Genomic DNA, 24,437 nt, shown 5'->3' on the forward strand with positions numbered 1-24,437 from the left:
GTGTTGACCTCCGGGATCGTCGAACCCTTGCGGGGTCCCGGTCGGCTGCTCGGAGTTCCAGACTCGTCGCGGATTGATGCGCGGCTTAAACAGGAATTCGCCCCGGGAGTCAAGGCTGCGCGCGTCCAGGACCGTCACGCCCGCTTCTTGAGGCCGGCAGCCTTACGCAAGGCATCGTCGATGCGACCCTGCCAGCCGGGTCCGGTGGACCGGTAGTGGTCGAGGACATCAGGGCTGAGACGGATCGAAACCGGCGTCTTGGTGACTTCCGCCACGGGCCTGCCGGGTCGGCGCTTTGTAAGTTCAGTGATGAGCGCGGTGTCAGGGTCTTCGGATGCCGCGTTTGTGAGCGCAGCGTCTTCCGCGGGTGAGATCTTGTTCAAGGCGGCTTCAATGCGCGCTCGATGTGCAGCGCGAACCTTTTCACTCATAGGCTTTTGCATATCTTTTGATCTCTGCGGTCGTGGATTTTCGCAACGAGATAATCCGGATCAACCCGTTGCGTTCGGTATATGCCATTGTGTGTAAAACCTCGCCAATGAACCCGATCGAAACTACTCTCTCTTCGCCGTAGTTTTCCCTATCGTCGATGAATTCTAGAGCCGAAGGAAATTCAAAACGCTCGCCTGCCCGAAACGAGACGCCATGTTTGCTTAAATTGCGGTTTGCCTTTTCGGGATCCCACTCAAACCTAGTCATGAAATCACTTTTGGTCAATGATTATCGTATATACAAAAATTATAATGGAAGCCTAATCGAAAACCTTGCAGACCACCAGCCGTAAGCCTTTCTCTCTAATGTTGGGCGGGGAGCCAGGGCTTTATACACGCGCGAATGCCGACTCTCGGTTGTGGCCCCAATGTCTGTCGTCACATGGGGCAGGGGGCGATTTTTGCGAAATTGACAACGACCTTGATAAAATTGCGTCCTTTTAACCTTAAGGCGCGCGATTCTGCCGGATGACACGGTTGCAGAAAAATGGCAGATAGGGCCAACCACGATTCAACTTTTAAGGAGATCTTCATGGCATCTGTTGCCAAAAACAGATTTTTTGCGGTCGCAACGGCCGGCCTCCTCTTGATGGCGGGCGCCGCACAGGCTGCTCCCTCCTGCGGAAACAACTCCGCCGGATTTCAGGAATGGGTCCAGGCCTACAAGCAGCAAGCGCAGGCGCAAGGAATTGGCAGCAGGGGCATCAGTGCGCTCGATGGCGTTTCCTATGCGAGCAAGACCATCAATGCCGACCGCAACCAGAAGAGCTTCAAATATTCGCTAGACAAGTTCATGCAGGTGCGCGGCGGTCAGACTATTATCTCGCGTGGGCGCGCGCAGAAGGCGCAAAACGCCGCTTTGTTCGCCAGCATCGAGCGCCGGTTCGGCGTGCCGGCCGGCCCGTTGATCGCGATCTGGGGCATGGAGACCGGTTTCGGAAGCTTCATGGGTAACCAGAATACCCTTTCCGCCGTGACGACGCTTGCCTTCGACTGCCGCCGCCCGGAATATTTCCGCGAGCAGCTGAATGCTGCGTTGAAGCTGGTCGATCAGGGAACGCTCTCGTCCAATTCCGTCGGGGCCATGCACGGCGAGATTGGGCAGACTCAGTTCCTGCCGCTCAACGTCCTTCGCTACGGCGTGGACGGCGATGGCAACGGCCGCATCGACCTGCGATCCAAGGCGGATGCGCTGGCCTCGACGGCGAATTTCCTGCGCGGCCACGGCTGGCAGACAGGCGCTGGCTATCAGCCAGGGCAGGCTAATTTCGCCGCAATCCAGGGCTGGAACGCGGCAAGCGTCTATCAGCAGGCAATCGCAATCATTGGCGCGAAGATCGACGGCGAATAGCCGGCCTCGCGTCAGACTAAATTTCAAGGCCGGTGCCCATCGCGCCGGCCTTTGTCATTCGAACCCTTCGCAGGCCTCGCCGACTGAACTCTGTGCGCTCTCGATGATCTTCTCGCCGCGGAAACTGAAGATTTCGCGCATGTAGGTAGAATTGCTCGGGAATTGATAGCAGACGAAGACGGTGACCGTCCCGTTGCCGGCGCTGGCGATCCGGTGGCGCAGGGTCGCGCCATGCACCGCGTTCTTCCATTCGTCGAGGCTTCCAAGAAACTCGTCCTTCGTCTGGATCGAGTCTATGTCTTCGAGGATCACCCTTGCATCGTCGGCCAGGAGCTTGTCGAACATGGCGTGGTCGGCGGTTGCAAGGGCTGAATACCACTGTTCGACCAGCTGTTCATGGCTATCTGCCGCGCGGCCAGCAAAACTCAGCGAAACGATGAAGGCGAAAGCAAGAACAAGCCGCGCCAACATCGAAGGGCCTACTCCAGGGTTGGCGCGCCGACCTCTTCAGGGTCGGGGCGAACGAAGTCGCCGGTTTCGGGATTCATGATCCAGAGTTCGCCAGTCGAAATATCGAACCATGCGCCGTGGAGCGTTAGCCGCCCCTTCTTCTCCAGAATGTCGATGCAGGGGAAACTGCGCAAATTTTGCAGGGAGTAACGGATCGAGATACGTTCCAGCGCGGTCTGGCGTTCCAGCGTCGTCATGAGCTCGTTGGCGGAAATGGCTTCGGCCGCCGGCGCAACCAGGCTCATCCATTTCCCGATGAAATCGCCGGGCGACAAGGGCTCGCTGGAAGGATCGAGCGCCGCCTTGATGCCGCCACAGCGGCCATGGCCGAGGACGACGATATTTTTGACCTTGAGGCTTTGCACTGCAAATTCAAGCGCGGCGGATGTTGAGTGATACTCGCCATCCGGTTCATACGGCGGCACCAGATTGGCGACATTGCGCACCACGAAGATCTCGCCCGGCGCGGTGTCGAAAATGATCTCAGGCGCCGAACGGGAGTCGCAGCAGGCGATAACGAGCGTCTCGGGGGTTTGACCTTTTTCGGCAAGCTGTCTGTAGCGCAAGGTCTCATTGGCATAGCGATGCGCCATGAAGTTGCGATAGCCGGTAAGAAGTTTATCGGGAAGCAGGGTCATGGCTTTGCTGTAGTCCTCATCATCGCGAAGATCAATTGGTCTTCAGGTGTAAGATCGCGCTCAAGCCCGGATGCCTTTGCTCGGGTGCACAAGTCGGCGCATCTGCGTCATGGCCATTGGCGTCGATAGACTTGAGGCATCCGCTTCCAGCATCAATTCGTCGGCGCCGCGCTTGGCAGCGCGTGCCATGATCTCGAAAACCGATGCGGTGGTTCGCTGCAAGACCTGCTCGGGTTCGAGGCCAGACAGCGTCCTTGCGAGGAAAAGCGCGGACGTCAGGTCGCCAAGGCCATTGGTCGGACCGTTGACGAGGCGATGCTCGGCGAGCAGGGCCAGCGAATGCGTCACCAGCAGATTGCCGGTGCCGCCCGCGATCATCGGATGGGCAGAGGTGACGAGCATGGTGCCCGGCCCCGCATGCAGGGCCGCCTGCATGATCGCCTTGTTGTCAGGAAGATCCGCCCCCGCAAGCCATGCGAGTTCGAAACGGTTCGGTGTAGCGATATCGGCGAGCGGCATCAGTTCGTCGCGAATGGCTGTCGCCGTCGCTTCGGGAACATAAAGGCCTTTCTCGTCGCCGATAACCGGATCGCAAAGATAGCGCACCGATTTCCTGCGTGCCTTGATCGTCTTTACCAGCCGCGCAACGCTCGCGGCTTGCGAAGCATGGCCAAGATAGCCGGTCATGATGGCGCTGACCTCGTCGAGCCAAGGCGCGCGCTCGAGATCGGCAATGAGGTCGTCGAATTGTTGGGGCTCCGGCACGATGCGCTTGGCGGGCCCGTGGCCGGGATGCCACGGAAGAATGACCGTAGGCACCGCCCAGACCGGATGGCCGAGGGTTTCCAGCGCAAAAACTGCGCCACGATTGCCCACGGCGCCACGAACGACGTGGCTCGAAATGACGATGACAGCGTTGGAGGAAACAGCAGAACCGGTCATTGAAAATACTCGTGCGAGGGCATTGGAGAGAAAGGGGCGGCGGCAGTGCCGAACGTCATCCCTTTCCGGATATGGAGACAATCAACCAAATAAACATTGCGATTAATACTAGCAATCCCAGCAGGCGGCCGATGCGCGTGCCCCAGACTTCGATCGGGTCGGCGGCGTCGGCATCCTGTGCAGAAAAATGGCGCTTCGCGCGGCCGACGATTGCGTTGCCATGAACCGCGGTCTCACGCTCGATACGCTCAAGAATCCGTCTCGATTCAGTATCTGGCCGCCGATTGTCGTTCTGTTCGGGCATGAGGCATCCATTCGATTCCAAGGCAAATCAGCATAGCGCTTTGCCAGTTCCTTTTGCAGAAAAAAATGTCTAGGCTCGCGTTGCTTCGTTTTGATGCCGCCGGCCCCGTGTATCCGTATTTTGGGAGATGATTTTCGATGCAATATTTGCCTTCAGTCGCGATGCCGCGCCGTGCGCTCACCGTTCTCGCCGTGGCGTTTCTCCTGCCGCTGCTTTCGGCCTGTGGATTCAACGTCATCCCGACCAATGAGGAACGGGCGAAGGCTGCCTGGAGCGAGGTGCTCAACCAATACCAGCGCCGTGCCGATCTCATTCCCAATCTGGTAGAGACCGTCAAGGGCTATGCGGCCCAGGAGAAGGATGTGCTGACCTCCGTCGTCGAGGCCCGCGCCAAGGCGACCCAGGTACAGGTTACACCGGAAACACTGACAGATCCCAACGCCTTCAAGGCCTTCCAGGACAACCAGGCGAACCTGACCGGCGCCTTGTCACGCCTGCTTGCCGTCGTCGAAAACTATCCCGATTTGAAGTCGAACCAGAACTTCCTCGCCCTGCAATCGCAACTTGAGGGGACGGAAAACCGCATTGCGGTTGCCCGCCGCGACTATATCGAGGCCGTGCGCGTCTACAACACCTCGCTCAAGACCATGCCGACGATGATCTGGAGCTGGATCTGGTTCCGCGGCAACGAGCCTTACCAGACCTTCACGATCGACGACTCCGCAAAGCAGACGCCGCAGGTGAAGTTCTAGGCATCAGCCGGAAAGAAGGGGCTTGTGTGATGTTTGCAGTCGCTGCTGCCACGCGCATATGCTCCCGGGAGTTGCGTGAGGTGAAACGTATTCGACCGGTGCTGCAGCTCTTTTGCGCGGCAGTTCTTCTGGCATTTCTGTCGGTCAGCGCTTTTGCTGCCGAACTTCCAGCGCTGACCGGGCGCATCGTCGATGGCGCCAACATCATCGACACCGCTACCCGCGCCGCAATCACGGAAAAGCTCGCGGTTTACGAGGCAAAGTCCTCCGACCAAGTGGTGGTCGTCACCGTGCCGAGTCTCGACGGGGAAGAGATCGAACCATATGCCAATCGGCTCTACCGCTCCTGGGCGATCGGACAAAAGCAGGAGAACAATGGTGTTCTTCTCGTCGTTGCCCCAAACGAGCGCAAGGTGCGCATCGAAGTCGGATATGGGCTTGAGGGCACGCTGACCGACCTTCTTTCCAAGCTGATCATCGAAAACGCGATCATACCCGGCTTTCGTTCAGGCGACTATTCCGGAGGCATCGCGCGCGGTATCGATGACATACTGACCGTGCTCTCCGGCGATAAGGCCGAGGTCGAGGCGCGGGCCAAGCGCAATATCAAGGAGCCGACTTCCGATATTGACTGGTTCTTTGTAATTTTCATAACCATCTGGGCGCTCATCTTTTTCGGCGGTTTCGCCACCGCTGTGCTTGCGCCGGCATTTGGTCGCAAGATCGGCCCCGGCCAGTACGAATGGCTCGGCATGCGCTTTGACAATCGCACCCGCGGGCGATCGGGCGGTGGGTGGTCAGGCGGAGGAGGCGGCTGGACCGGAGGCGGTGGTGGCTGGTCGTCGGGCGGCGGCGGTGGCGGCGGCTTCTCCGGGGGTGGCGGGTCCTCCGGCGGCGGCGGCGCATCGGGGAGCTGGTAGGCCATGCAGGTAATGAACGAAGCCGATCATGCCAATATTGCTGCGGCAATTCGCGAGGCGGAGAGCCGGACAAGTGGCGAAATCTATGCAGTTCTGGCGCGGCGCAGCGACAGCTATTTCTTCGTTGCCGGCTTCATGGTCGCCTGCGGGATATTGTTCGCCGCTGTGCTCGTTGCAGTCGCGGCCCATTGGTTCTGGTATACGATTACTCTGCCGGTCTTCGGCTTGGCGATCCTGTCGGCCCTTGTCACCGCCCTGCTTGTGTTGCGGCTGCTGCCGGATCTCCACATGTGGCTCGTGCCGAAGCATATTCGTTATCGCCGCGCCCACCTCAATGCCTCCCAGCAATTCCTGGCACGCAATGTTCACCTCACCACGAAGCGCACCGGCGTACTGCTGTTTGTTTCGCTGGCGGAACGATATGCGGAGGTTGTGGCCGACGCCGGCATCAACGCCAAAGTGGCGCAGCAGGAATGGAACGATATCGTTGCGATTCTGATCGACCATGCCGGCAGGGACGAATTGCCCGGCGGTTTCCTCAAGGCCATCAAAAAGGCAGGCCTGCTCCTGGAAGAACATTTCCCGGTGAGGCCCGGCGACATCAACGAACTGGATGACCATCTGGTCGAATTGTAATTTTCTTGCGTGTCATACGATTTTCACCGCATCGGTGCAGTTTGGGGTCGAAAACGGCTTCCGAATGGCTATGATCATGCAAAATACGCAATGAGGGGGGAATTTTGATGGCTTCACAGACTGCATTGGACCGAAAGGCCGCCCCGAAGCCCAAATCACCCAAGGCCAAAGACAAGAAGATTGACGCTGGTCTGTTCGAAGAGTTGCTCTTTGCCCGAGCGCCAGACGAAGACCTTGCCGGCTACGATAGAAGCGCAATCCAGACTTCGGCGAAGCTTGCCGAGGAGGCACTCTCACGTTTCAAGAGCGGGCAGTCTATCATCGATGTGAGCGAGGGGTCGCTTGTCTATCGCGACGGCCGTCCGGTCACCGTGATCACGTTGATCAACGACAATATGCCTTTCCTGCTCGATTCCGTTCTTGGTGAAATAAGCGACCGGGCAAACGCTGTTTACCTCGTCATGCACCCCGTCATGGATGTCGATGCGAAGACAAACAAGGCGATTGGCCCGGCAGGACCCGACAAGCCAGGCAAGGATGTGGCGCGCGTCAGCGTCATGCAGATCCACGTTCCCGCGCTCGACGGACCTTCCCGCGAAATCATGCACGCAGCGCTCACGACGGTGCTGAAGCAGGTGCGGGAGGCCGTACGCGACTGGAGGCCGATGCTCGACCGTCTCGGCGAAGCGATCGATGCCTACAAGACCGGAAAGCTGCCGATGAAAAAGGCGGCGATCGACGAGGCAGTCTCTTTCCTCGAATGGCTGCGTGACGACAATTTCACGTTCCTCGGCGTGCGCGAATACGACTACCTCGGTGATAATAACCAAGGCGAGCTCGAACGCTCCCGCAAGACAGGACTTGGCATCCTCGGCGACCCCGATGTCCGCGTGTTGAAACGCGGCAATCAGGGCGTCACCACGACGCCGCAAATCATCGCCTTCCTCACCGGCCCCGAGCTTTTGATCGTTACCAAGGCGAACACGAAGTCGCTGGTGCATCGCCGCGGCTATATGGACTATATCGGCGTCAAGACCTTCGATGCGGAGGGTCGGATCACCGGCGAGCTTCGTTTCGTAGGTCTCTTTACCTCCGGCGCCTATACGCGTTCGGTACTCAAAATCCCCTATTTGCGGTCAAAGACGGAAGCGGTCATCAGCCGCCTCGGGTTCAATCGCGAAGACCATTCGGGCAAGGCGCTGCTCAACGTTCTTGAAGGCTATCCGCGCGACGACCTGTTCCAGATCGACGTCAAGACGTTGACGCGCTATGCGGAGATCATCCTTGCGCTCGGCGAGCGGCCCCGCGTGCGGGTATTGCCGCGTGTCGATCCCTTCGGCCGCTTTGCATCGATCATCGTCTTCGTTCCACGCGAACGCTACGATTCCGTGGTGCGCGAAAAAATGGGCGCTTACTTTGCCGCGCTCTATGAAGGGCATGTCTCGGCCTACTATCCCGCTTTCCCGGAAGGCAACCTTGCACGCGTCCACTTCATCATCGGTCATGCCGAGGACGATTTTCCAAAGGTCAAGCGTGAGATGCTGGAAGAAGGCGTCCGCGCCATCGTTCGTACCTGGGACGATGCCGTCGCCGAGGTTGGCGACCGTACGGGTACGTCGCAATATACTGCGCTGGCGGCAGCATTCCCTGATTCCTACCGTGAGAACTTTTCCGCGGATGAGGCGCTCGTCGATGCGAGCCGAATTGCTGGTCTCTCACGCAGCAATCCGCTCTTCGTCGATTTCTACCGCCACCGTACAGACGGGCCCCATGCGGCATCGCTGAAGATCTATCATTATGGCTCGGCTGTTGCCCTGTCGCAGCGTGTTCCGCTGCTCGAAAACATGGGCTTCCGCGTCATCAGCGAGCAGACATTCGCCTTGCCTGCGGCGGATGCCAGCCCGCTCTACGTTCACGACATGGAACTCGTCAGCACTTCGGGCGCGGCCATCGATCTGCGCGACAGTGGCGCCCTGTTCGAGGACGTCTTCCGCAACATCTGGAGCGGCGCCTCCGACAATGACGGCTATAATGGACTGGCGCTGAGCGGCCAACTCACGGCGCGGCAGATCATTATCCTGCGCGCTTATGGGCGCTACCTGCAGCAGGCGGGCATTCCCTATTCGCAGGATTTCATCGCAATCACGCTCAATCGGTACCCTGCGATCGCGCGTCAGCTTTACGATCTCTTCGAGCAACGGCTAAGCCCGGCCAAGGCCAAGGGCGCGCAATCGGAGCGTAAGGAGGCTGCGATCCGTGCGGCCATCGAGGAAGCCTTGCAAGGCGTTCCGAGCCTCGACGATGACCGGATACTGCGCCGCTACCTCAATCTCATCGAATCGACGCTCCGCACCAATGCCTTCTCGCCAGAGGAGGATGGCAGCGAACGCGCATCTCTCGCCTTCAAACTCGATCCGCGTGCACTCGACGAGTTGCCGGAGCCCCGTCCCTACCGCGAGATCTTCGTCTATGGGCCGGAAGTCGAAGGCGTGCATCTGCGCTTCGGGCCCGTTGCCCGCGGCGGGCTTCGCTGGTCAGACCGCGCCCAGGATTACCGAACGGAAGTTCTGGGTCTCGTTAAGGCGCAGCAGGTCAAGAATGCGGTCATCGTGCCCGTCGGCGCCAAGGGCGGTTTCTATCCCAAGCGCCTGCCCACGGGCGGCGATCGAAACGCCATCTTCGAGGCCGGCCGCGCTGCCTATATCACGTTCATTTCTACGCTGCTGTCGGTCACCGACAATCTGAACGGCGAGACCGTCGTGCCGCCGGCCGACATGGTGCGGCGCGATGGCGACGATCCTTATTTCGTCGTTGCCGCGGACAAAGGCACGGCGACATTCTCGGATACCGCCAATGCGATCAGCCAGGCGCATGATTTCTGGCTCGACGATGCCTTTGCTTCGGGCGGCTCGGCCGGCTACGACCACAAGAAGATGGGCATTACCGCGCGCGGCGCCTGGGAAGCGGTCAAGCGCCATTTCCGCGAAATCGGAACCGATATCCAGAAAACCCCGTTCACCGTAGTCGGCGTCGGCGACATGTCGGGCGACGTCTTTGGCAATGGCATGCTGCTGTCGCCGCAGACAAGGCTGATTGCCGCTTTCGACCACCGCGATATTTTCATCGATCCGGAGCCCGACATCAAGGCGACGCTCAAGGAGCGGCAGCGCCTGTTCAACCTGCCGCGATCGAGCTGGCAGGATTTCGACAAGTCGAAAATATCGGCGGGCGGCGGCGTGTTCTCGCGCTCGCTGAAGTCGATCACGCTGTCCAAGGAAGCCGCGAAGGCCATCGGCCTCGCCAAGACGACGGCAACACCTTACGAGATCATGACCGCCATTCTCAAGGCACCGGTTGATCTCCTGTGGTTCGGCGGCATCGGCACCTATGTCCGCTCGATGGGAGAGAGCGATGCGGAAGTCGGCGACCGCGCCAATGACGCGATCCGCATCACCGGCAGCGATGTCAGGGCCAAGGTCATCGGCGAAGGCGCCAATCTCGGCGTCACGCAGAAGGGCCGCATCGAGTTCGGCCTGCTTGGCGGACGCTGCAATTCCGATGCGATCGACAATTCCGCTGGCGTCAACACCTCGGACGTGGAGGTGAATATCAAGATCGCCCTGGCGCAGGCCATGCGCGCCGGCAAGCTCAAGCGCGATCAGCGCGACAAGATTCTGGAATCGATGACAGCAGAGGTTGCAGACCTCGTCTTGCGCAACAACTATCTGCAGACCCTGGCTCTCTCGCTGGCGCAGCGGCGCGGCCTGGCCGATCTCGCCTATCAGGCCCGCTTCATCGGCGACCTCGAGGCGCGAAAGCTTCTGAGCCGCAAGGTCGAGACCTTGCCCGATGACAAGGCCCTCGCCGAACGGCAGGTCGATGGCATACCTTTGACGCGCGCCGAACTCGGCGTCCTGCTTGCCTATGCGAAGATCGTGCTGTCCGACCAGTTGTTGGCAAGCACCCTGCCCGACGATCCTTATCTCGATCGCGAGCTGATGGATTATTTTCCGAAGCAAATGCAATCGGGATTTGCCGATGAGCTTCATACGCATCGTTTGCGGCGGGAAATCATCGCAACGCAGCTTGCGAACAACATCATCAATCGCGGCGGCCCGACCTTCGTTAGCCGGCTATCCGATCTTACGGGCCGTTCCGGGCCGGAGATCGTGCGCGCCTACGTCATTGTGCGTGACGGCTTCTCGCTCGACAGTGTCTTTGCCGCGATTGACGCCCTCGACAATGCCGTGGCAGGGGACACGCAGAACGGTTTCTACGCCAAGGTGGCGCAGATGCTGAACTGGACGACGGCATGGGTTCTACGTAATGGCACCGCAGGGGCCAGTCTCGCGACCGCCATCGATGAGATCAAGAAAGCCCGTGACGCGCTGCAGCCAAGACTAGAGAAGCTGTTGCCAGCCTCCATGCTGGGGTTGATCCGCGACGACACCGCCAGCAATGCGGCGCTCGGCGCACCACCGGCTCTTGCCGCGCAATTGGCACGCCTGTCCGTCGCGCCGATCATTCCTGATATAGCGGCGGTGGCGCAGCAGGCGAATATCGACATAGCCACTGCCGGCAAGGCCTATTTCGATATTTCCGAGGCGTTCCGTATAGGCCGTATCGAAGACGCCGCACGCGGGGTTTCCGTCGCCGACTACTATGACGGCCTGGCACTTGCCCGCGCGACGGACCTGATCTCGCAGGCGCGGCGCGGTATCGCCGTCGCAGCGCTCAGCCGGCACGGCAAGAACGCTGATCCGGCCAAGGATTGGCTGACCAGCCGTGGCGCGCGTGTCGACGAAGTGCGCCAGCGTATGGCGAACATCGTCGAGAGCGGTGATTTGACCGTATCGCGACTCGCCGTAGCTGCCGGCCTGCTTTCGGATTTGTCGTAGTCGTGGTAGCCCCTTGCCCTCTCCCTTGGGGGAGGGCGGGCCGAAGGTCCGGGGAGGGGAATGCTTGAACTAATCCGGGCCTGGGATAAGCTTCTCAAAATTCCGCACGGGGCGACCCTCCAAAAAGGGGGAGGGAATTATCGCCCGCAATCACCAATGCCTGGAGGCAAAATGGCGCCAGTCTCGATGAAGCCCGCTTTCGCCGCTTGTGGGGGAAGCTTCAGGCGGGGCGGAGGGGCGTGCCAATGACCGCCTCCCCGCTGACAAGCGAAACCACTGCCTCGACTAAATCCGGCATATGGGGGTGGATGCTGTTCGACTGGGCGGCGCAGCCGTTCTTCACGGTCGTCACCACCTTCATCTTCGGGCCGTATTTCGTCTCGCGCATGGCGAGCGATCCGGCATTGGGGCAGGCTGCCTGGGGCTATGCCATCGCGGTATCCGGCCTGTTCATCGCCGTGCTGTCGCCTGTGCTCGGCTCCATCGCCGACGAGACCGGCAGGCGCAAGCCGTGGATCGCCTTCTTCGCCGTCATCAAGATCACCTGCCTCGTCATGCTATGGTTCGCGGCGCCGGGCTCGGGCCTGATCATACCGCTCATCTTCTTTTCGCTTGCCTCGATCGCTGCGGAATTTTCGATCGTGTTCAACGATTCCATGATGCCGCGCCTCGTTGCGCCGAAGGACATCGGCCGTATATCCAACATTGCGTGGGGCCTCGGCTATCTCGGTGGCATGATCGCGCTGATCTTCGTCGTTGCCTTCATGGCCGGGTCGCCGGAAACGGGCAAGACCATGCTCGGCCTGCAACCGATTTTTGGGCTCGACCCCTCAGCCGGCGAGGGCGACCGCGCAACCGGACCGCTCGCCGCCTTGTGGTACCTTGTCTTCGTGCTGCCGATGTTCTTCTTCACGCCCGATGGCGCGCGCGGCTTGCCCATCCGCCCCGCCATTGCCTCCGGGCTTGCGCGTTTGCGTTCGACCTTGGCTGAGGTGCGCCAGCGCCCTGGCATTCTCCGCTTCCTGGTCGGGCGGATGATCTATCAGGACGGGGTGAATGCCCTCGTCGTGCTTGGCGGCGCCTTCGCCGCGACGATGTTCGGTTGGGCTACCGCCGAAATCGGCATTTTCGGCATCATCCTCAACGTCGTCGCCATCTTCGGCTGCCTTGCAGCAAGCAGGCTCGACGCGATGCTGGGCTCGAAGACGGTTGTGGTGGCGGCGCTCATCGTCCTTGTGATCGCTACGATCGGGATTGTTTCGACCGGGCCCGGCTACACGCTCTTCGGTTTCATACCGCTTCCCGGCGCTGACAGCGGCGGCCTGTTCGGTACACCTGCCGAGAAGGCCTATATCTGTTTCGGCCTCCTCATCGGTGTTGCGTTCGGCCCGGTCCAGGCTTCGTCGCGGTCGTATATGGCGCGGAGTGTTTCAGTTGAAGAAGCCGGCCGCTATTTCGGCATCTATGCGCTCTCGGGTCGGGCGACGAGTTTCCTTGCGCCCTTCCTCGTGGCGACGGTAACCGCGTTCAGCGGGTCGCCGCGCCTTGGCATGGCGACCATCATCGTTTTCCTTCTGGGCGGATTGGCGATTCTCGTGCGAACGCCCTATCCGGCCGCGATGCCCAGAGGTTCTACCTAACTAGATTTGCTCTAGTGCCGGAAGTGACGCATCCCGGTAAACACCATGGCGATGCCGTGCTCATCGGCTGCGGCGATGACGTCATCATCGCGCATCGATCCGCCCGGCTGAATGACAGCGGTCGCTCCCGCGGCGACGGCTGAGAGCAAACCATCGGCAAAGGGGAAGAAGGCATCGGAGGCAACCACGGAACCCTTGGTGAGGGGCGTTTCGATGCCTGCAGCTTCAGCGGCATCCTCGGCCTTGCGGGCGGCAATGCGGGCGCTGTCGACACGGCTCATCTGCCCCGCGCCAATGCCGACTGCAGCACCATCCTTGACGTAGACAATGGCATTGGATTTGACGTGCTTGGCGATGCGGAAGGCGAGCTTGAGATCAGCCATCTCGGTTTCGGTGGGTGCACGCTTGGTCACGACCTTCAACTCGAGGTCGTCCACCACGCCGCTGTCGCGCGACTGGACGAGTATGCCGCCAGCCACCGTCTTGGCGCTGATGCCGGACGCACGGGGATCGGGCAGTCCGCCGGTTACCAGCAGGCGCAGGTTTTTCTTCGCCGCCACGATTTCCTGCGCCTCCGGGGTTGCGTCGGGAGCAATAATGACCTCGGTGAAGATCTTGACGATCTCCTCGGCAGCCTCGGCGTCGAGCGTGCGGTTCAAGGCGACGATTCCGCCAAAGGCAGACACGGGATCGCAGGCCAGCGCCTTGAGGTAAGCCTCCTTCAACGTCGCCCCTTCGGCGACACCGCATGGATTGGCATGCTTGATGATCGCGACGGCAGCTGTACGGGCCGGGTCGAACTCGGCGACGAGCTCGAAGGCCGCATCGGTGTCGTTGATGTTGTTATAGGAGAGCTGCTTGCCCTGGAGCTGCGTCGCGGTGGCAACGCCCGGGCGCTTTTCGCCGGTCAGGTAGAAGCCGGCGGACTGGTGCGGGTTTTCACCATAGCGCATCACCGAATGCAGGTGACCGCCGATCGCGCGGCGGGATGGCGTCTCCGTCATCAAGGCTTCGGCGAACCATCCGGAAATCGCGGCGTCATAGGTTGCGGTGCGGGCATAGGCCTTGGCCGCGAGACTTTGACGGAACGAGTAGGGCAGCGATCCTTCATGCTTGTCGAGCATTGCGATCACCATGTCATAGTCGCCGGGATCGGTGACCACACCGACATAGGCATGGTTCTTGGCAGCCGCGCGGATCATTGCCGGCCCGCCAATATCGATGTTCTCTACGATATTGGCATAGTCGGCGCCCGAATGGCGGACGTCTTCGAACGGATAGAGATTGATGACGACGAGGTCGATCCCGCCTATCTCATGCGTCTTCATCGCTTCGACATGCTCCGGGTCGTCGCGGACGGCCAGGAGACCGCCATGCACCTTTGGATGCAATGTCTTGACGCGTCCATCCATGATCTCGGGAAAGCCCGTTAAATCGGAGACGTCGCGAACCGGAATGCCCTCTGCCGCGATCGCTTTCGACGTGCCGCCGGTGGAAAGGATCTCGACCCCATGGCGGTGCAGCGCATGGGCAAGGGCCGTCAGGCCCGCCTTGTCGGAAACCGAAAGCAGCGCGCGACGGACGGGAAAAAGGTTCGGCGGTGTAAATGATTTTGCGGCGACGGCCATGGGAGTTCGTCCTTAGCAGAATGTGGATGCGTGGATTTGGCGGCTCTAACACAGGCCTTCGCGGAATCCTACTTCGGATCGCGCATTTGCCGGAATTATGCCGGGCTTGCTGCGAAATTAGGTCAGATACATTGACATATCTCGCTTGATGGCGTCATATCCGCCGGGCTTATGCGACGTTCGAGGAGGAGTTTCCGGACGGTGGGCGCACAGGCACGAGAGGCAATCAAGCGAGTAGAAAATGAGCAACTGGGAAGCCAGATACGCAACGCGTGCAAACCGGATGCGCGCTTCGGAAATCCGTGAACTCCTGAAACTGCTCGATCAGCCGGACATCATTTCCTTTGCCGGTGGTATTCCGGATCCGGCGTTGTTCCCGACCGAGGCATTTCGCAAAGCCTACGAACGGGCGCTCGCAGACGGACAGGCAGGCCCGGCGCTGCAATATTCGGTCAGCGAAGGCTATGCGCCCTTGCGCGAGTGGATCGCAAAACGCCTAGCGGCGCTCGGCATTGTCTGCGATATCGATAACATCGTCATCACATCGGGATCGCAGCAGGCCCTGGACTACCTTGGCAAGCTCTTCCTTTCGCCGTCCGATACCGCTTTGGTGACGAGCCCCACCTATCTCGGTGCACTGCAGGCATTCAATGCATACGAACCTCAGTACGATCAGCTGACGCCCGAGTTGGGCAATATGACGCCTGCGGGTTACCAGGACACGGCGGCTCGCAATGGCGGACGCCCGAAATTCGCCTATATCAACCCGGATTTCTCCAATCCCGCCGGCGAAACCCTGGATCGCGCCGGTCGTGAACGCCTGCTCGACCTTGCCGACGAACTCGACATTCCCATCATCGAAGACGCCGCCTATCAGGGGCTGCGCTATGACGGTGAGCCGGTTCCGCCGATCCTCGCGCTCGACATTGCGCGCAAGGGCGATATCGATGCAACGCGCACGATCTATTGCGGAACGTTCTCGAAGACGCTGTCGCCCGGATTGCGGCTCGGTTTCGTCTGTGCAGCAAAGCCGGTCATCCGCAAGCTAGTTCTGATGAAGCAAGCGGCGGACCTCCACAGTCCCACAATCAACCAGATGGCGATGTATCATGCGGCCGTCGATATTTACGACGCGCAGATAGAGCGCCTGCGCGCGACCTATGGCGCGCGCCGCGACCATGTCCTGACGGCGCTTGAAAGATATATGCCGGAAGGCGTGTCATGGACGAAGCCTGAAGGCGGCATGTTCATCTGGGTCACCTTGCCGGAAGGGATTGACGGGGCGAAGCTCCTTGCCCGTTCGATCGAAACCGAGCGGGTTGCCTTTGTGCCAGGCCAGGCGTTCCACGCCGACGGCAGCGGGGCAAATACCATTCGCCTGAGCTTCTCGCTCGCTTCAGAAGAGGTTGCCGATACCGGTATCGCCCGTCTTGGACGCCTTATTCGCCAGGTGATGGCCGAACTCTAAACGCCGAGGCTTGTGCGGGTGAACTGCCACTCGACTTCGGGCCGCTGGGCGGCACTGAAGGACAACGTGATCTGGCGGGTCCTGACGGGCCCGCGGAACCCGGCAAAGAACAGTGAATCCTCGACGAAGGGCTGCACCGTTGCCGAGAACATCCAGATATCGTCGTTTTCCGCCTGAAGAATGATCAGGCCGTTATCGTCCACAGAGACGTGGACGGCGGGATGCAAGTGAAAACGCACGACGACATTTTCGGCGCCAGTATCACGCAGTGGATTGCGACCGGCGGCAAAGAAGCTGTCGATACCTTCGATGACGCTGCCATTGTGCGACAACACGATCTGACGTTCGTGATAGATGCCGAACGGTCGAACGTAGCCATTGTGGTTGGCAACGAAGCCGACGGCGCCTTCCCGCTCTATACGCTCGATATTTACCCTGGTGGGCCCGGCAATGATCGGCGTTCCGATCATGTTCGAGAGTCCGGAGGTATTGCTGAAGCGGCAGGAGGACGTGTCGTTGAGCGTTGCCGTCGAATGAGCGGCGGTCGATCGGGCGAGCGGCCGAAATTCGGGCGGGCCATAGCGATCGACGCCGGCATTGACGATGTAGCGGTTGCGGCCCGATGACATCTCGAAGGACAAGCAGCCAGCGTGGGCATCACGCGAGGCAGTGACCGGCGGAGCGAGGCCGGTGTCGGCAATGATCGTCGTCGAATCCATGGAAAGCCGCTCATAGCCCGAATGCGGCGCGTGAATGAGCGGTAGGCCGCCGATATCGTCATGGCGGAGCACGGCAATGACCCGTTCCGGCATGGTGGCCCCAACCCCATTGAACAGGGCAAGGCTGCCGTCATGATGGCGGAAAAAACGCAGCGCCGGCAGCATCCGCTCGATGGCTTCGATCAGCGCTTTGGGCGGTGCCTCCTGGCCACTGGCATAGGTCTGGCGCAGCGGCAGAAGGTCGGCGAGCAGTTCGAGAATAATAAGGGGATTACGCGAGATATGGCCGCCGTCGGGGAGGATCTGGCGGGTTAGTTCATATTCGAGGTTGCGACGGGCCGACCGGCTGGTGCTCGACGCTACCGGCAGGGCAAGCGCCGCAAGCGCGAGCGCGATGCGGGCGCGCAGCTTCTCTTCGCCGTCATCCATGACAGCCGCCATCGTCCGCAAGTAGCGGACCTGGACAGCGAGCGAGCGCATGAACTGGCGATAGGCGCGCAGGTCTGCGCCTGCCAGAATGAGGCTCGAATGCTGCAGCCAGGCGATGATGCGCTGTGCCGTGACCTCCGGCACCCATGCCGGCCCCGCGACCGAACGGCCATGCGTGGTGATCCAGTCGCTGAGGAGGGCGCGGGCGTTGGCGGTGGCAAGGTCCGTGCCTGCCGCACGCAAGTGGCGGAGCCAGCCGAAATTGTGCAGAGCCGCCTGCCAGGCGGCATTGGGTGGCTCGACCAGGAACGGCGAGCGGCCGCCGGTTTCGACGACCTTGCCGGCCAAGGCAAAGCGACCATGGTAAAACTCTTCGGCAATTTGCGGATCGGCCGGGCGCAGATCTTGCGGGGCAATAAGCACGCGCTCGGGCGTAAAGCCGGTAAAGCGCCAGCGGTAGAGCGGGCCCATGCGCACGCGCCTGCGGAAACGGCGCCACAATTGCGCCGTCGCTAGTCCCCACAATTGCGGTGTTTCGCTGAGCGCGACCATATTATTTTTGCTTCGAATCGTCGACGACAGCCTAAACTATCCGGTCAAACAGTTAAAATTTTAGTATTTGCGCCGGAATCGAGCCGCAAAGAAGCCATCCATGCCGGACAGCGCCGCATCGTCATTGGGAAGATCCGCGGGCGTAGAGCGCACAAAACCCTCTTTCGTAATGAGGTCTGCGAGGCCACCGATCTCTTCGGCGACGACAGGAACGAGTTCGATGGCGGGGTTCTTGGCAATCAATTGCTTTGCGACCGTTTCGCCTTCGGAGGGGTCGAGAGAGCAGTTAGAAAACACGATAATCCCGCCGGGCCGAACGAGGGTGACGGCGTGGTCCAAGAGCTTGGCCTGAAGCGCGGCGAGTTTGGCGATCTCTTCGGGACTTTTAGTCCACGGAACGTCGGGATGGCGTCGTACCGTCCCCGTCGAGGAGCACGGTGCGTCGAGCAGGACAGCATCGAAGGGCTCGGCCGGTTCATAGGCCGCAAGATTTGCTTCGACGGTGTCGGCGGTGAAATGCAGGCGCTCGAGATTGGCGCGCAGCCGCTCCAGGCGATTGGCGGACAGATCGAGCGCGGTCACATTGGCACCAGCCAAAGCAAGCTGTGCGGTCTTGCCGCCGGGCGCGGCGCAAAGATCGGCAACACGTTTTCCGGTAATGTCGCCAAAGAGCTTTGCCGGAAGGCTCGCCGCCGTATCCTGCACCCACCACTCCCCCTCGGCAAAGCCCGGGAGGCTGGTCAGGGCGCCTTCAATGTTGGCAAGCCGAACCGAGCCCGTTGGCAGGGCGAGACCGCCAAGACGCTCGGCCCACACTTGTGGGTCGCCCTTGACCGTGAGATCGACGGCTGGCTCCTTTGCCTGGATTTCAAGGATGGCGCCTGCCTTTTCCTTGCCATAAGCGGCAACGAGACTTGCCTCGAACCATGAAGGAACATTGACTGCGGCCCGATTGGCGAACGTCTCCTTTTCCCGCGACAGGCGCCGCAGGACGGCATTCACCATCGACGCAAAGCGCCGGTTACGTGGATCGCCGTTCGCCGCTGTCACGGCAAGATCGACGGCGGCGCGATCGGGCAGGTCGAGATAAAGGATTTGTGCCGCCGCCACGTGCAAAAGATGCTTCAGGGCTACCGCATTTTCCGGCAGCGGCCGGTCAATCATCTGGCTGATAGCTGCTTCGATCGCGCCGCGATTGCGCAGCGCAGCCCCGAGAATGGCGCGCACCAGTGAGCGGTCACGGTCGTCGAGAGCCATATATTGGGGATGCCCGTTACTGTTGTCGGTAAGGCCGTCGAGCGACGTATGCTTCTCGATGACAGCCCCCAGCAGACGTGTTGCGCATTGACGCGCGGCGAGGCCAGGCCTGTCCTCCCCGTCAAAAGATTCCGTAACTTGCTGTTTTCTGGAGAAATTCCGTTTCGCTGCCCGTTCCGCGCTCATGCCCAAGGGCCTTTGCGGCTTGCGCCATTGCGGCCCCACGGCGTCGGACGGTCGTCTCGCGGTTCCTCATCGTCGAGCGGCTGTTCGACACCGCGCGCCGGTTTCGCGGGCGCCTCGGTCCGGGCGAATTCCGAGGCCATGGCCTCCAGCGCCGCAATGCGATTTTCGGTGTTTGGATGCGTGGAAAACAGATTGTCGGCGCCACGACCGCTCAAGGGATTGATGATAAAAAGCGGTGCCGAGGCTGGGTTTCGCTCCGCATCCTCGTTGACAATCTGCTTCGCGCCGCGCGCAATCTTGTTGAGGGCAGATGCGAGCCACAGCGGATTGCCGCAGATCTGTGCGCCGCGCCGGTCGGCGGCGTATTCCCGTGTCCGGCTGATCGCCATCTGCACGATCATTGCGGCAAACGGCGCGACGATCATGGCGATCAAAATACCAATGAAGCCGAGAGGGTTATTATTCTCGCGGTTGCCGCCGCCGAAGAACAGGGCGAAATTGCCGAGCATCGAAATGGCACCGGCGAGTGTCGCGGTGATGGTCATCGTCAACGTATCGCGGTGCTCGACATGGGCGAGTTCGTGCGCCATCACCGCCGCGACCTCCTGCGGCGACAGGCGCTGCAAGAGACCGGTACTGGCGGCGACAGCGGCATTCTGCGGGTTGCGCCCAGTGGCAAAGGCGTTGGGCTGATCCGCCTCGATGAGATACACCTTCGGCATGGGCAGGTTGGCACGCGCTGCAAGATCGCGGACAACGCCGTAATATTCGGGTGCGGTGCGCTCATCGACCTCAATGGCGTGATGCATGCGCAGCACCATCTTGTCCGAATTCCAGTAGCTGAAAAGGTTCATGCCGGCGGCCATCACGAGCGCGATCATCATGCCGCCGGAGCCGCCGATGAGATAGCCAACGGCCATGAACAGGGCGGTCATGAAGGCAAGCAGCATTGCAGTGCGCATGATGTTCATGGTTGCATTCCTCCCCTCGGAAATGAAGCGTTAGAGTCCATGGCTGGCAAGGTCATTCCTTTTGTTCGCCATCTTCCGCTATATGATGGTGCTTTATACAGCAAGCTTCAATGACGAGTGTCACATGACGGACGAAGAGACAGCAAAAACGCCGCACGCCGACGATGACGACAAGCGCCGGCATCCCGCCTTCGACCAACTGCCGCCGGCGGCCCAGCGCGCCCTCAAGGAAGCGGAAGCGCGCCGGCAGGCGGAAAAGGATGCCGCCGAGAAACCGCGCGAAATCGGCGGACGGGGCGGCAAGGATCCTGCCCGCTACGGCGATTGGGAAATCAAGGGCCGCACGATCGACTTCTAATGGCGGATAACTTCAATTCCAAGTTGTTCACGCCGGAGCCAACGGCTGAGCAACAGAATTGCCGCGGCGGCAAGGCCGCAGACGAGGCCGAGCCAAATGCCGGCGCCCTTCATGTCCAGCCAGAAGCCAAAGGCAATTGAGAGCGGCAAGCCTATGCCCCAATAGGCAATGGCCGCATAGATCATCGGTACTGTCGTGTCATGCAGGCCACGCAGCATCCCGCTCGCGACCGCCTGACCGCCGTCGAAAATCTGGAAGAGCGCTGCAAACGCCAGGAACGAGACGGCGAGCGATATGACCTCGGCGTTTGATGGGTCGTGCAGATCGATGAAGGCGCTGATAAGCTGGTATGGCGCAAACAACATCAGCATCGCGGTGAGCACCATGAAGCCGGTTCCGCCGATGAAGGCGACCCAGCCGGCGCGCCTGATTCCGTCACCATCCTGTGCCCCGTAGGCCCGGCCCACGCGGACCGTTGCCGCCTGGCCAAAGCCCATCGGCACCATGAATGCAATGGCGGCAATCTGGATGGCAATCGCATGCGCCGCAAGGTAATCCGCACCGAGAATTCCCATCAGGAAAGCCGCTGCATTGAAGATTGTAACTTCAAAACTCATGATCGCGGCGATCGGCAGGCCAAGGCGGAGCAGTTCGCCATAGCGTGGCCAGTCGGCACGCCAGAAGCGACCGAACAGATGGTAACGGCGGAACTGGCGATCACGCATGATGATGACGACGAGGCCGACGAACATCATCAGCGACGACAGGGAGGTCGCGATGCCCGAACCGACGATCCCAAGCTTGGGGAATCCCAGATGTCCGAAGATCAGGCACCAATTGGCAAGGGCATTGAAGCCGACGCAGAAGAGGGCAACGAACAGCGCCCAGCCGGGACGTTCGAGCGCCGCGATAAAGGACCGCAATACGATATAGCCGTAGAACGGCAGGACCGCCCACTGCAGCGAACGAACGTAGGCTTCGGCGGTATCGGCAAGGGCCGGATTTTGCCCCATGGCAATGAGAATCGGTCCGGTGTGCCACAACGCGAACCAGATCGGAATCGATATGGTGACGGCGAGCCAAAGGCCTTGCCGCACCGTGCGGCGAACCTCGCGCACTGAAAAGCGATTGCGGCCGAGTTCCTTGGCCATCATCGGCGAGGTGGCAAGCATCAGCCCGAGACCGAAGATCATCGGCATATAGTAGAGGTTGGTGCCGAGGGCGCCGGCTGCGAGCGTATCCGCGCCGACCCAGCCCATCATCATGACGTCGGTTGCCGTCATCGCTGTTTGCGCGAGATTGGTAAGAATCATCGGCCAGCTCAACGCCAGCATCGCAATAATTTCTTCACGCCACGCGCGCCGGGACGCGGCGTTTTGGGCTAGGGCAACCGACATGTCTTGGTCTTTCAGAGGAATTTGCCTCGCATTGAGGCAGGATGCACCGATTTCAGGCAGATTCTTGGTATCATCAAATTTCGGCAAGAGCAAAGGGGGCACCTGCAACCTGGCATTGGTGGTTGGCTTCCCTTCCGGGCGTTATTGTCGATCATATTGACATTTGTAATTTAAAAACTACATTTTCATGATAAGACTGAAACAGACCTCCGTTTATCGTAAGTGGGAAAGCAAGCTGAAAGACCAGAGGGCGAGGGCGGTCATCGCTGCCCGCCTCTTCCGCTTGGCCAATGGGCTTGGGGGCGACATTGCATTTGTAGGTGGTGGCGTAAGCGAACTGAGAATTCACTATGGACCGGGATACCGGGTTTATTTCCGGCGTCACGGCGAACAGATTGTCATCCTTCTTTGTGGCGGTGACAAGCAGACGCAAGATCGGGACATCCGCGAGGCTCGGCGATTGGCAATAGATTGGAGGGATGATGACGAAGCTCTATGACTACAATCCTGCCGACGCACTCAAATCTGACGAGGCAATAGAGTTATTTCTTGCCGACGCATTTGAAACTGGCGATTCTGCCTACATTGCGAAGGCCATCGGGGTAGTCGCAAGATCGAAGGGCATGGCAACGATCGCACGCGAGACTGGATTGTCCCGGGAACAACTTTACCGCTCACTGAGTGAAAGTGGAAACCCTACACTGGCCACAACGATAGCCGTGTTGAAGGCAGTCGGCTTTCAACTGAGTGGCAAACGGGCGACTTAAACGGAAAGGGCCACCCCGAAGGGTGGCCCCGCAATTCCGTCTGGCACAAAGCTGTCTTTGGCCTTTCCCGGCTTTCGCCGGGCGCTTATTCAACGGAGAGACAATCCCCGATGGAAAGCATCAGACGCCTTGTGGCAGATTGCGAAATCACGAGACATCGGATCACCTCCTTTTCATTCGTTGAACACAATTGGAGAATGGGGTGTCATGACCCACGTTTCAAGAGAAAAAAGCAAGGCCATGTGTGCATGGGTTGCAAAGAGGCTCAGGCAGTCATAAGCCAAGCAGACTGAATGCAACGCACGCGACGCGCAACTTGCTGCGCCCCGTGCCCGGGGGCAGAGAATGGCAGCTGAAGACAAGGCGGCGCGGATCATCCGCACGGTGGTCGACGTCATCGAACCGCAATTTGCGATTGAACTTTGGGACGGAACCCGCATCGGTGATTTTGATGGTCCTATACTTGCCATCAATGATCCTATGGCCGTGCGCCAGATCGCTCTCAAACCCAATATCGGCTCTGTCGTCGAGTTGTGGGTGTCGGGCCAGATCGACATCAGGAACGGCACGCTGTTCGATCTCGTCGAGCGCGGTCCCAAGGGAAAGTTCAAGCACCGGCTGAAAAGCCTGCCAAAGTGGCAGCTCTTGAAGGATGTGCCTTCGCTTTTGCTGAGCGGAGCAAAAGGCGGCAGTTCCGGGCTTGGCGGCAAGAATCCTTACGTCAGCGGGTCCAACAAGGAAGCGATTACCCACCACTACGACGTGTCGAACGCCTTCTATCAGCTCTTTCTCGATGAGCGCATGGTCTATACCTGCGCCTATTTCACCGACTGGGCCAATAGCATCGACCAGGCGCAGGCTGACAAGCTCGAATTGATCTGCCGCAAGCTGCGCCTCAAGCCCGGCGATCGCCTGCTCGACATAGGCTGCGGCTGGGGGGCCATGCTGATTTATGCGGCAAAGAACTATGGCGTGACCGGCACGGGCGTATCTTTGTCGGAGGCGCAGACGGCCCTTGCCCGCGAGCGGATCAAGGCGGAAGGCCTTGAGGACAAGATCACGATTCACGTGAAATCCTATGAGCATCTCGAGGGGCAGTTCGACAAGATTTCCTCGATCGGCATGTTCGAGGCGGTGGGCATTGCCCACTACGACACCTATTTTTCCAGCGTGCACCGATTACTGAGGCCGGGTGGCCTTTATCTCCACCACGCGATCACACGGCGCATGAAGCGCAACAAGAAGACCTTCGGGCGCAAGAGCGCCGAACACCTCGCCCTGGTCAAATACATCTTCCCGGGCGGCGAACTCGACCATCTCGGCATGACGGTCGAGAACCTCGAAGGCTACGGTTTCGAGGTCCACGACGTCGAGAATCTGCGTGAGCATTATGGCCGCACTTGCCGCATGTGGGCCGACCGTCTCCATGCGCGCTTCGATGAGGCGATCGCGGAAGTCGGCGCTCCCAAAGCGCGGTTGTGGCTGCTGTACCTCACCGGCTGCGCCCTTGCGTTCGAGCGTGGCACCGTACAGATCAATCAGACGCTGGCGTCACGCCGCAAGCGCGGAATCTCTGCCGTGCCGCAGACACGCGCCGATCTTTATCGCTGAAGGAGGGTGTCC

The 24,437-nt window shown here is 60.2% G+C and carries 22 protein-coding genes; 11 read left to right on the top strand and 11 right to left on the bottom strand.

Annotated features, from left to right (window positions below):
• Nucleotides 1-134: 134 nt before the first annotated feature.
• Together BM074_RS07705 and BM074_RS07710 are read right to left on the bottom strand one after the other, a co-directional pair.
• Nucleotides 135-431, bottom strand: coding sequence for a BrnA antitoxin family protein (locus BM074_RS07705; RefSeq protein WP_174208241.1), 297 nt, complete (start codon nt 429-431; stop codon nt 135-137).
• Nucleotides 424-717, bottom strand: coding sequence for a BrnT family toxin (locus tag BM074_RS07710; RefSeq protein WP_244532747.1), 294 nt, complete (start codon nt 715-717; stop codon nt 424-426). The genes BM074_RS07705 and BM074_RS07710 overlap by 8 nt, the downstream gene beginning before the upstream one ends.
• Before the next feature lie 306 nt (nt 718-1,023).
• On the opposite strand from BM074_RS07710, the gene BM074_RS07715 reads away from it, so the two are divergent.
• Nucleotides 1,024-1,842: a lytic murein transglycosylase gene (locus BM074_RS07715; protein WP_091920908.1), complete on the top strand. Its 819-nt coding sequence runs from the start codon at nt 1,024-1,026 to the stop codon at nt 1,840-1,842.
• Between the two features lie 54 nt (nt 1,843-1,896).
• Here the strand turns inward: BM074_RS07715 and BM074_RS07720 are convergent, their stop codons facing one another.
• Genes BM074_RS07720 through BM074_RS07735 form a run of 4 tightly spaced genes read right to left on the bottom strand, consistent with a single transcriptional unit; the run spans nt 1,897 to nt 4,236 of the window.
• Complete coding sequence (locus BM074_RS07720) at nt 1,897-2,313, bottom strand: DUF4440 domain-containing protein (RefSeq protein ID WP_091920910.1); 417 nt, start codon at nt 2,311-2,313, stop codon at nt 1,897-1,899.
• 8 nt (nt 2,314-2,321) lie between these two features.
• Entirely contained in the window at nt 2,322-2,990 is a 669-nt protein-coding gene (locus BM074_RS07725; RefSeq protein WP_027231057.1) for a carbonic anhydrase, read from the bottom strand.
• Between the two features lie 60 nt (nt 2,991-3,050).
• On the bottom strand, nt 3,051-3,932 hold the full coding sequence (gene pdxY / locus BM074_RS07730; protein WP_027231058.1) for a pyridoxal kinase PdxY: 882 nt from the start codon (nt 3,930-3,932) through the stop codon (nt 3,051-3,053).
• Nucleotides 3,933-3,987: 55 nt separating this feature from the next.
• Nucleotides 3,988-4,236 (bottom strand): hypothetical protein, encoded by a 249-nt coding sequence (locus BM074_RS07735; protein ID WP_027231059.1) that lies wholly within the window; start codon nt 4,234-4,236, stop codon nt 3,988-3,990.
• 161 nt (nt 4,237-4,397) lie between these two features.
• On the opposite strand from BM074_RS07735, the gene BM074_RS07740 reads away from it, so the two are divergent.
• The 5 genes from BM074_RS07740 to BM074_RS07760 all read left to right on the top strand — a co-directional run bounded on the left by BM074_RS07740 (nt 4,398) and on the right by BM074_RS07760 (nt 13,082).
• Nucleotides 4,398-4,988 carry a LemA family protein gene (locus BM074_RS07740; RefSeq protein ID WP_228019349.1) on the top strand — a complete coding sequence of 197 codons (591 nt, stop codon included), beginning with the start codon at nt 4,398-4,400 and terminating at the stop codon, nt 4,986-4,988.
• A 128-nt stretch (nt 4,989-5,116) separates the two neighbouring features.
• Complete coding sequence (locus tag BM074_RS07745) at nt 5,117-5,908, top strand: TPM domain-containing protein (protein WP_244532775.1); 792 nt, start codon at nt 5,117-5,119, stop codon at nt 5,906-5,908.
• Between the two features lie 3 nt (nt 5,909-5,911).
• Nucleotides 5,912-6,544, top strand: coding sequence for a TPM domain-containing protein (locus tag BM074_RS07750; protein WP_091920916.1), 633 nt, complete (start codon nt 5,912-5,914; stop codon nt 6,542-6,544).
• Nucleotides 6,545-6,651: 107 nt separating this feature from the next.
• On the top strand, nt 6,652-11,442 hold the full coding sequence (locus BM074_RS07755; RefSeq protein ID WP_091920918.1) for an NAD-glutamate dehydrogenase: 4,791 nt from the start codon (nt 6,652-6,654) through the stop codon (nt 11,440-11,442).
• 245 nt (nt 11,443-11,687) lie between these two features.
• The gene (locus BM074_RS07760; protein ID WP_175498927.1) at nt 11,688-13,082 is read left to right on the top strand and encodes an MFS transporter; all 1,395 of its coding nucleotides are present in this window, start codon (nt 11,688-11,690) and stop codon (nt 13,080-13,082) included.
• 11 nt (nt 13,083-13,093) lie between these two features.
• Here BM074_RS07760 and purH read toward each other — a convergent pair whose 3' ends face one another.
• Nucleotides 13,094-14,710, bottom strand: coding sequence for a bifunctional phosphoribosylaminoimidazolecarboxamide formyltransferase/IMP cyclohydrolase (gene purH / locus BM074_RS07765; RefSeq protein ID WP_027231064.1), 1,617 nt, complete (start codon nt 14,708-14,710; stop codon nt 13,094-13,096).
• A gap of 241 nt (nt 14,711-14,951) precedes the next feature.
• On the opposite strand from purH, the gene BM074_RS07770 reads away from it, so the two are divergent.
• On the top strand, nt 14,952-16,178 hold the full coding sequence (locus tag BM074_RS07770) for an aminotransferase-like domain-containing protein (protein ID WP_027231065.1): 1,227 nt from the start codon (nt 14,952-14,954) through the stop codon (nt 16,176-16,178).
• Here BM074_RS07770 and BM074_RS07775 read toward each other — a convergent pair.
• From BM074_RS07775 to htpX, 3 genes are read right to left on the bottom strand one after another with little or no spacing between them, the layout of a single operon-like run.
• Nucleotides 16,175-17,878, bottom strand: coding sequence for a heparinase II/III family protein (locus tag BM074_RS07775; RefSeq protein WP_027231066.1), 1,704 nt, complete (start codon nt 17,876-17,878; stop codon nt 16,175-16,177). The genes BM074_RS07770 and BM074_RS07775 overlap by 4 nt on opposite strands.
• Nucleotides 17,879-17,938: 60 nt before the next feature.
• Complete coding sequence (locus BM074_RS07780; RefSeq protein ID WP_091920920.1) at nt 17,939-19,321, bottom strand: RsmB/NOP family class I SAM-dependent RNA methyltransferase; 1,383 nt, start codon at nt 19,319-19,321, stop codon at nt 17,939-17,941.
• Nucleotides 19,318-20,292 carry a zinc metalloprotease HtpX gene (htpX, locus tag BM074_RS07785; RefSeq protein WP_091920921.1) on the bottom strand — a complete coding sequence of 325 codons (975 nt, stop codon included), beginning with the start codon at nt 20,290-20,292 and terminating at the stop codon, nt 19,318-19,320. The genes BM074_RS07780 and htpX overlap by 4 nt, the downstream gene beginning before the upstream one ends.
• Nucleotides 20,293-20,416: 124 nt before the next feature.
• Here htpX and BM074_RS07790 point away from each other — a divergent pair, with 124 nt between their 5' ends.
• Nucleotides 20,417-20,650, top strand: a complete 234-nt coding sequence (locus tag BM074_RS07790) for a DUF1674 domain-containing protein (protein ID WP_091921556.1) — start codon at nt 20,417-20,419, stop codon at nt 20,648-20,650.
• On the opposite strand, the gene BM074_RS07795 is transcribed toward BM074_RS07790, so the two are convergent.
• The gene (locus tag BM074_RS07795) at nt 20,647-22,047 is read right to left on the bottom strand and encodes an MATE family efflux transporter (RefSeq protein ID WP_244532748.1); all 1,401 of its coding nucleotides are present in this window, start codon (nt 22,045-22,047) and stop codon (nt 20,647-20,649) included. The genes BM074_RS07790 and BM074_RS07795 overlap by 4 nt on opposite strands.
• Before the next feature lie 187 nt (nt 22,048-22,234).
• Between BM074_RS07795 and BM074_RS07800 the strand changes: the two genes are divergently transcribed.
• The 3 genes from BM074_RS07800 to BM074_RS07810 all read left to right on the top strand — a co-directional run bounded on the left by BM074_RS07800 (nt 22,235) and on the right by BM074_RS07810 (nt 24,425).
• The gene (locus BM074_RS07800) at nt 22,235-22,546 is read left to right on the top strand and encodes a type II toxin-antitoxin system RelE/ParE family toxin (protein WP_091920923.1); all 312 of its coding nucleotides are present in this window, start codon (nt 22,235-22,237) and stop codon (nt 22,544-22,546) included.
• Nucleotides 22,527-22,814: an addiction module antidote protein gene (locus tag BM074_RS07805; protein ID WP_210186473.1), complete on the top strand. Its 288-nt coding sequence runs from the start codon at nt 22,527-22,529 to the stop codon at nt 22,812-22,814. The genes BM074_RS07800 and BM074_RS07805 overlap by 20 nt, the downstream gene beginning before the upstream one ends.
• A gap of 345 nt (nt 22,815-23,159) precedes the next feature.
• Nucleotides 23,160-24,425: an SAM-dependent methyltransferase gene (locus BM074_RS07810; protein WP_027231072.1), complete on the top strand. Its 1,266-nt coding sequence runs from the start codon at nt 23,160-23,162 to the stop codon at nt 24,423-24,425.
• Nucleotides 24,426-24,437: the final 12 nt, after the last annotated feature.

The organism is Phyllobacterium sp. CL33Tsu (assembly GCF_900113985.1).
GTDB lineage: Bacteria > Pseudomonadota > Alphaproteobacteria > Rhizobiales > Rhizobiaceae > Phyllobacterium > Phyllobacterium pellucidum.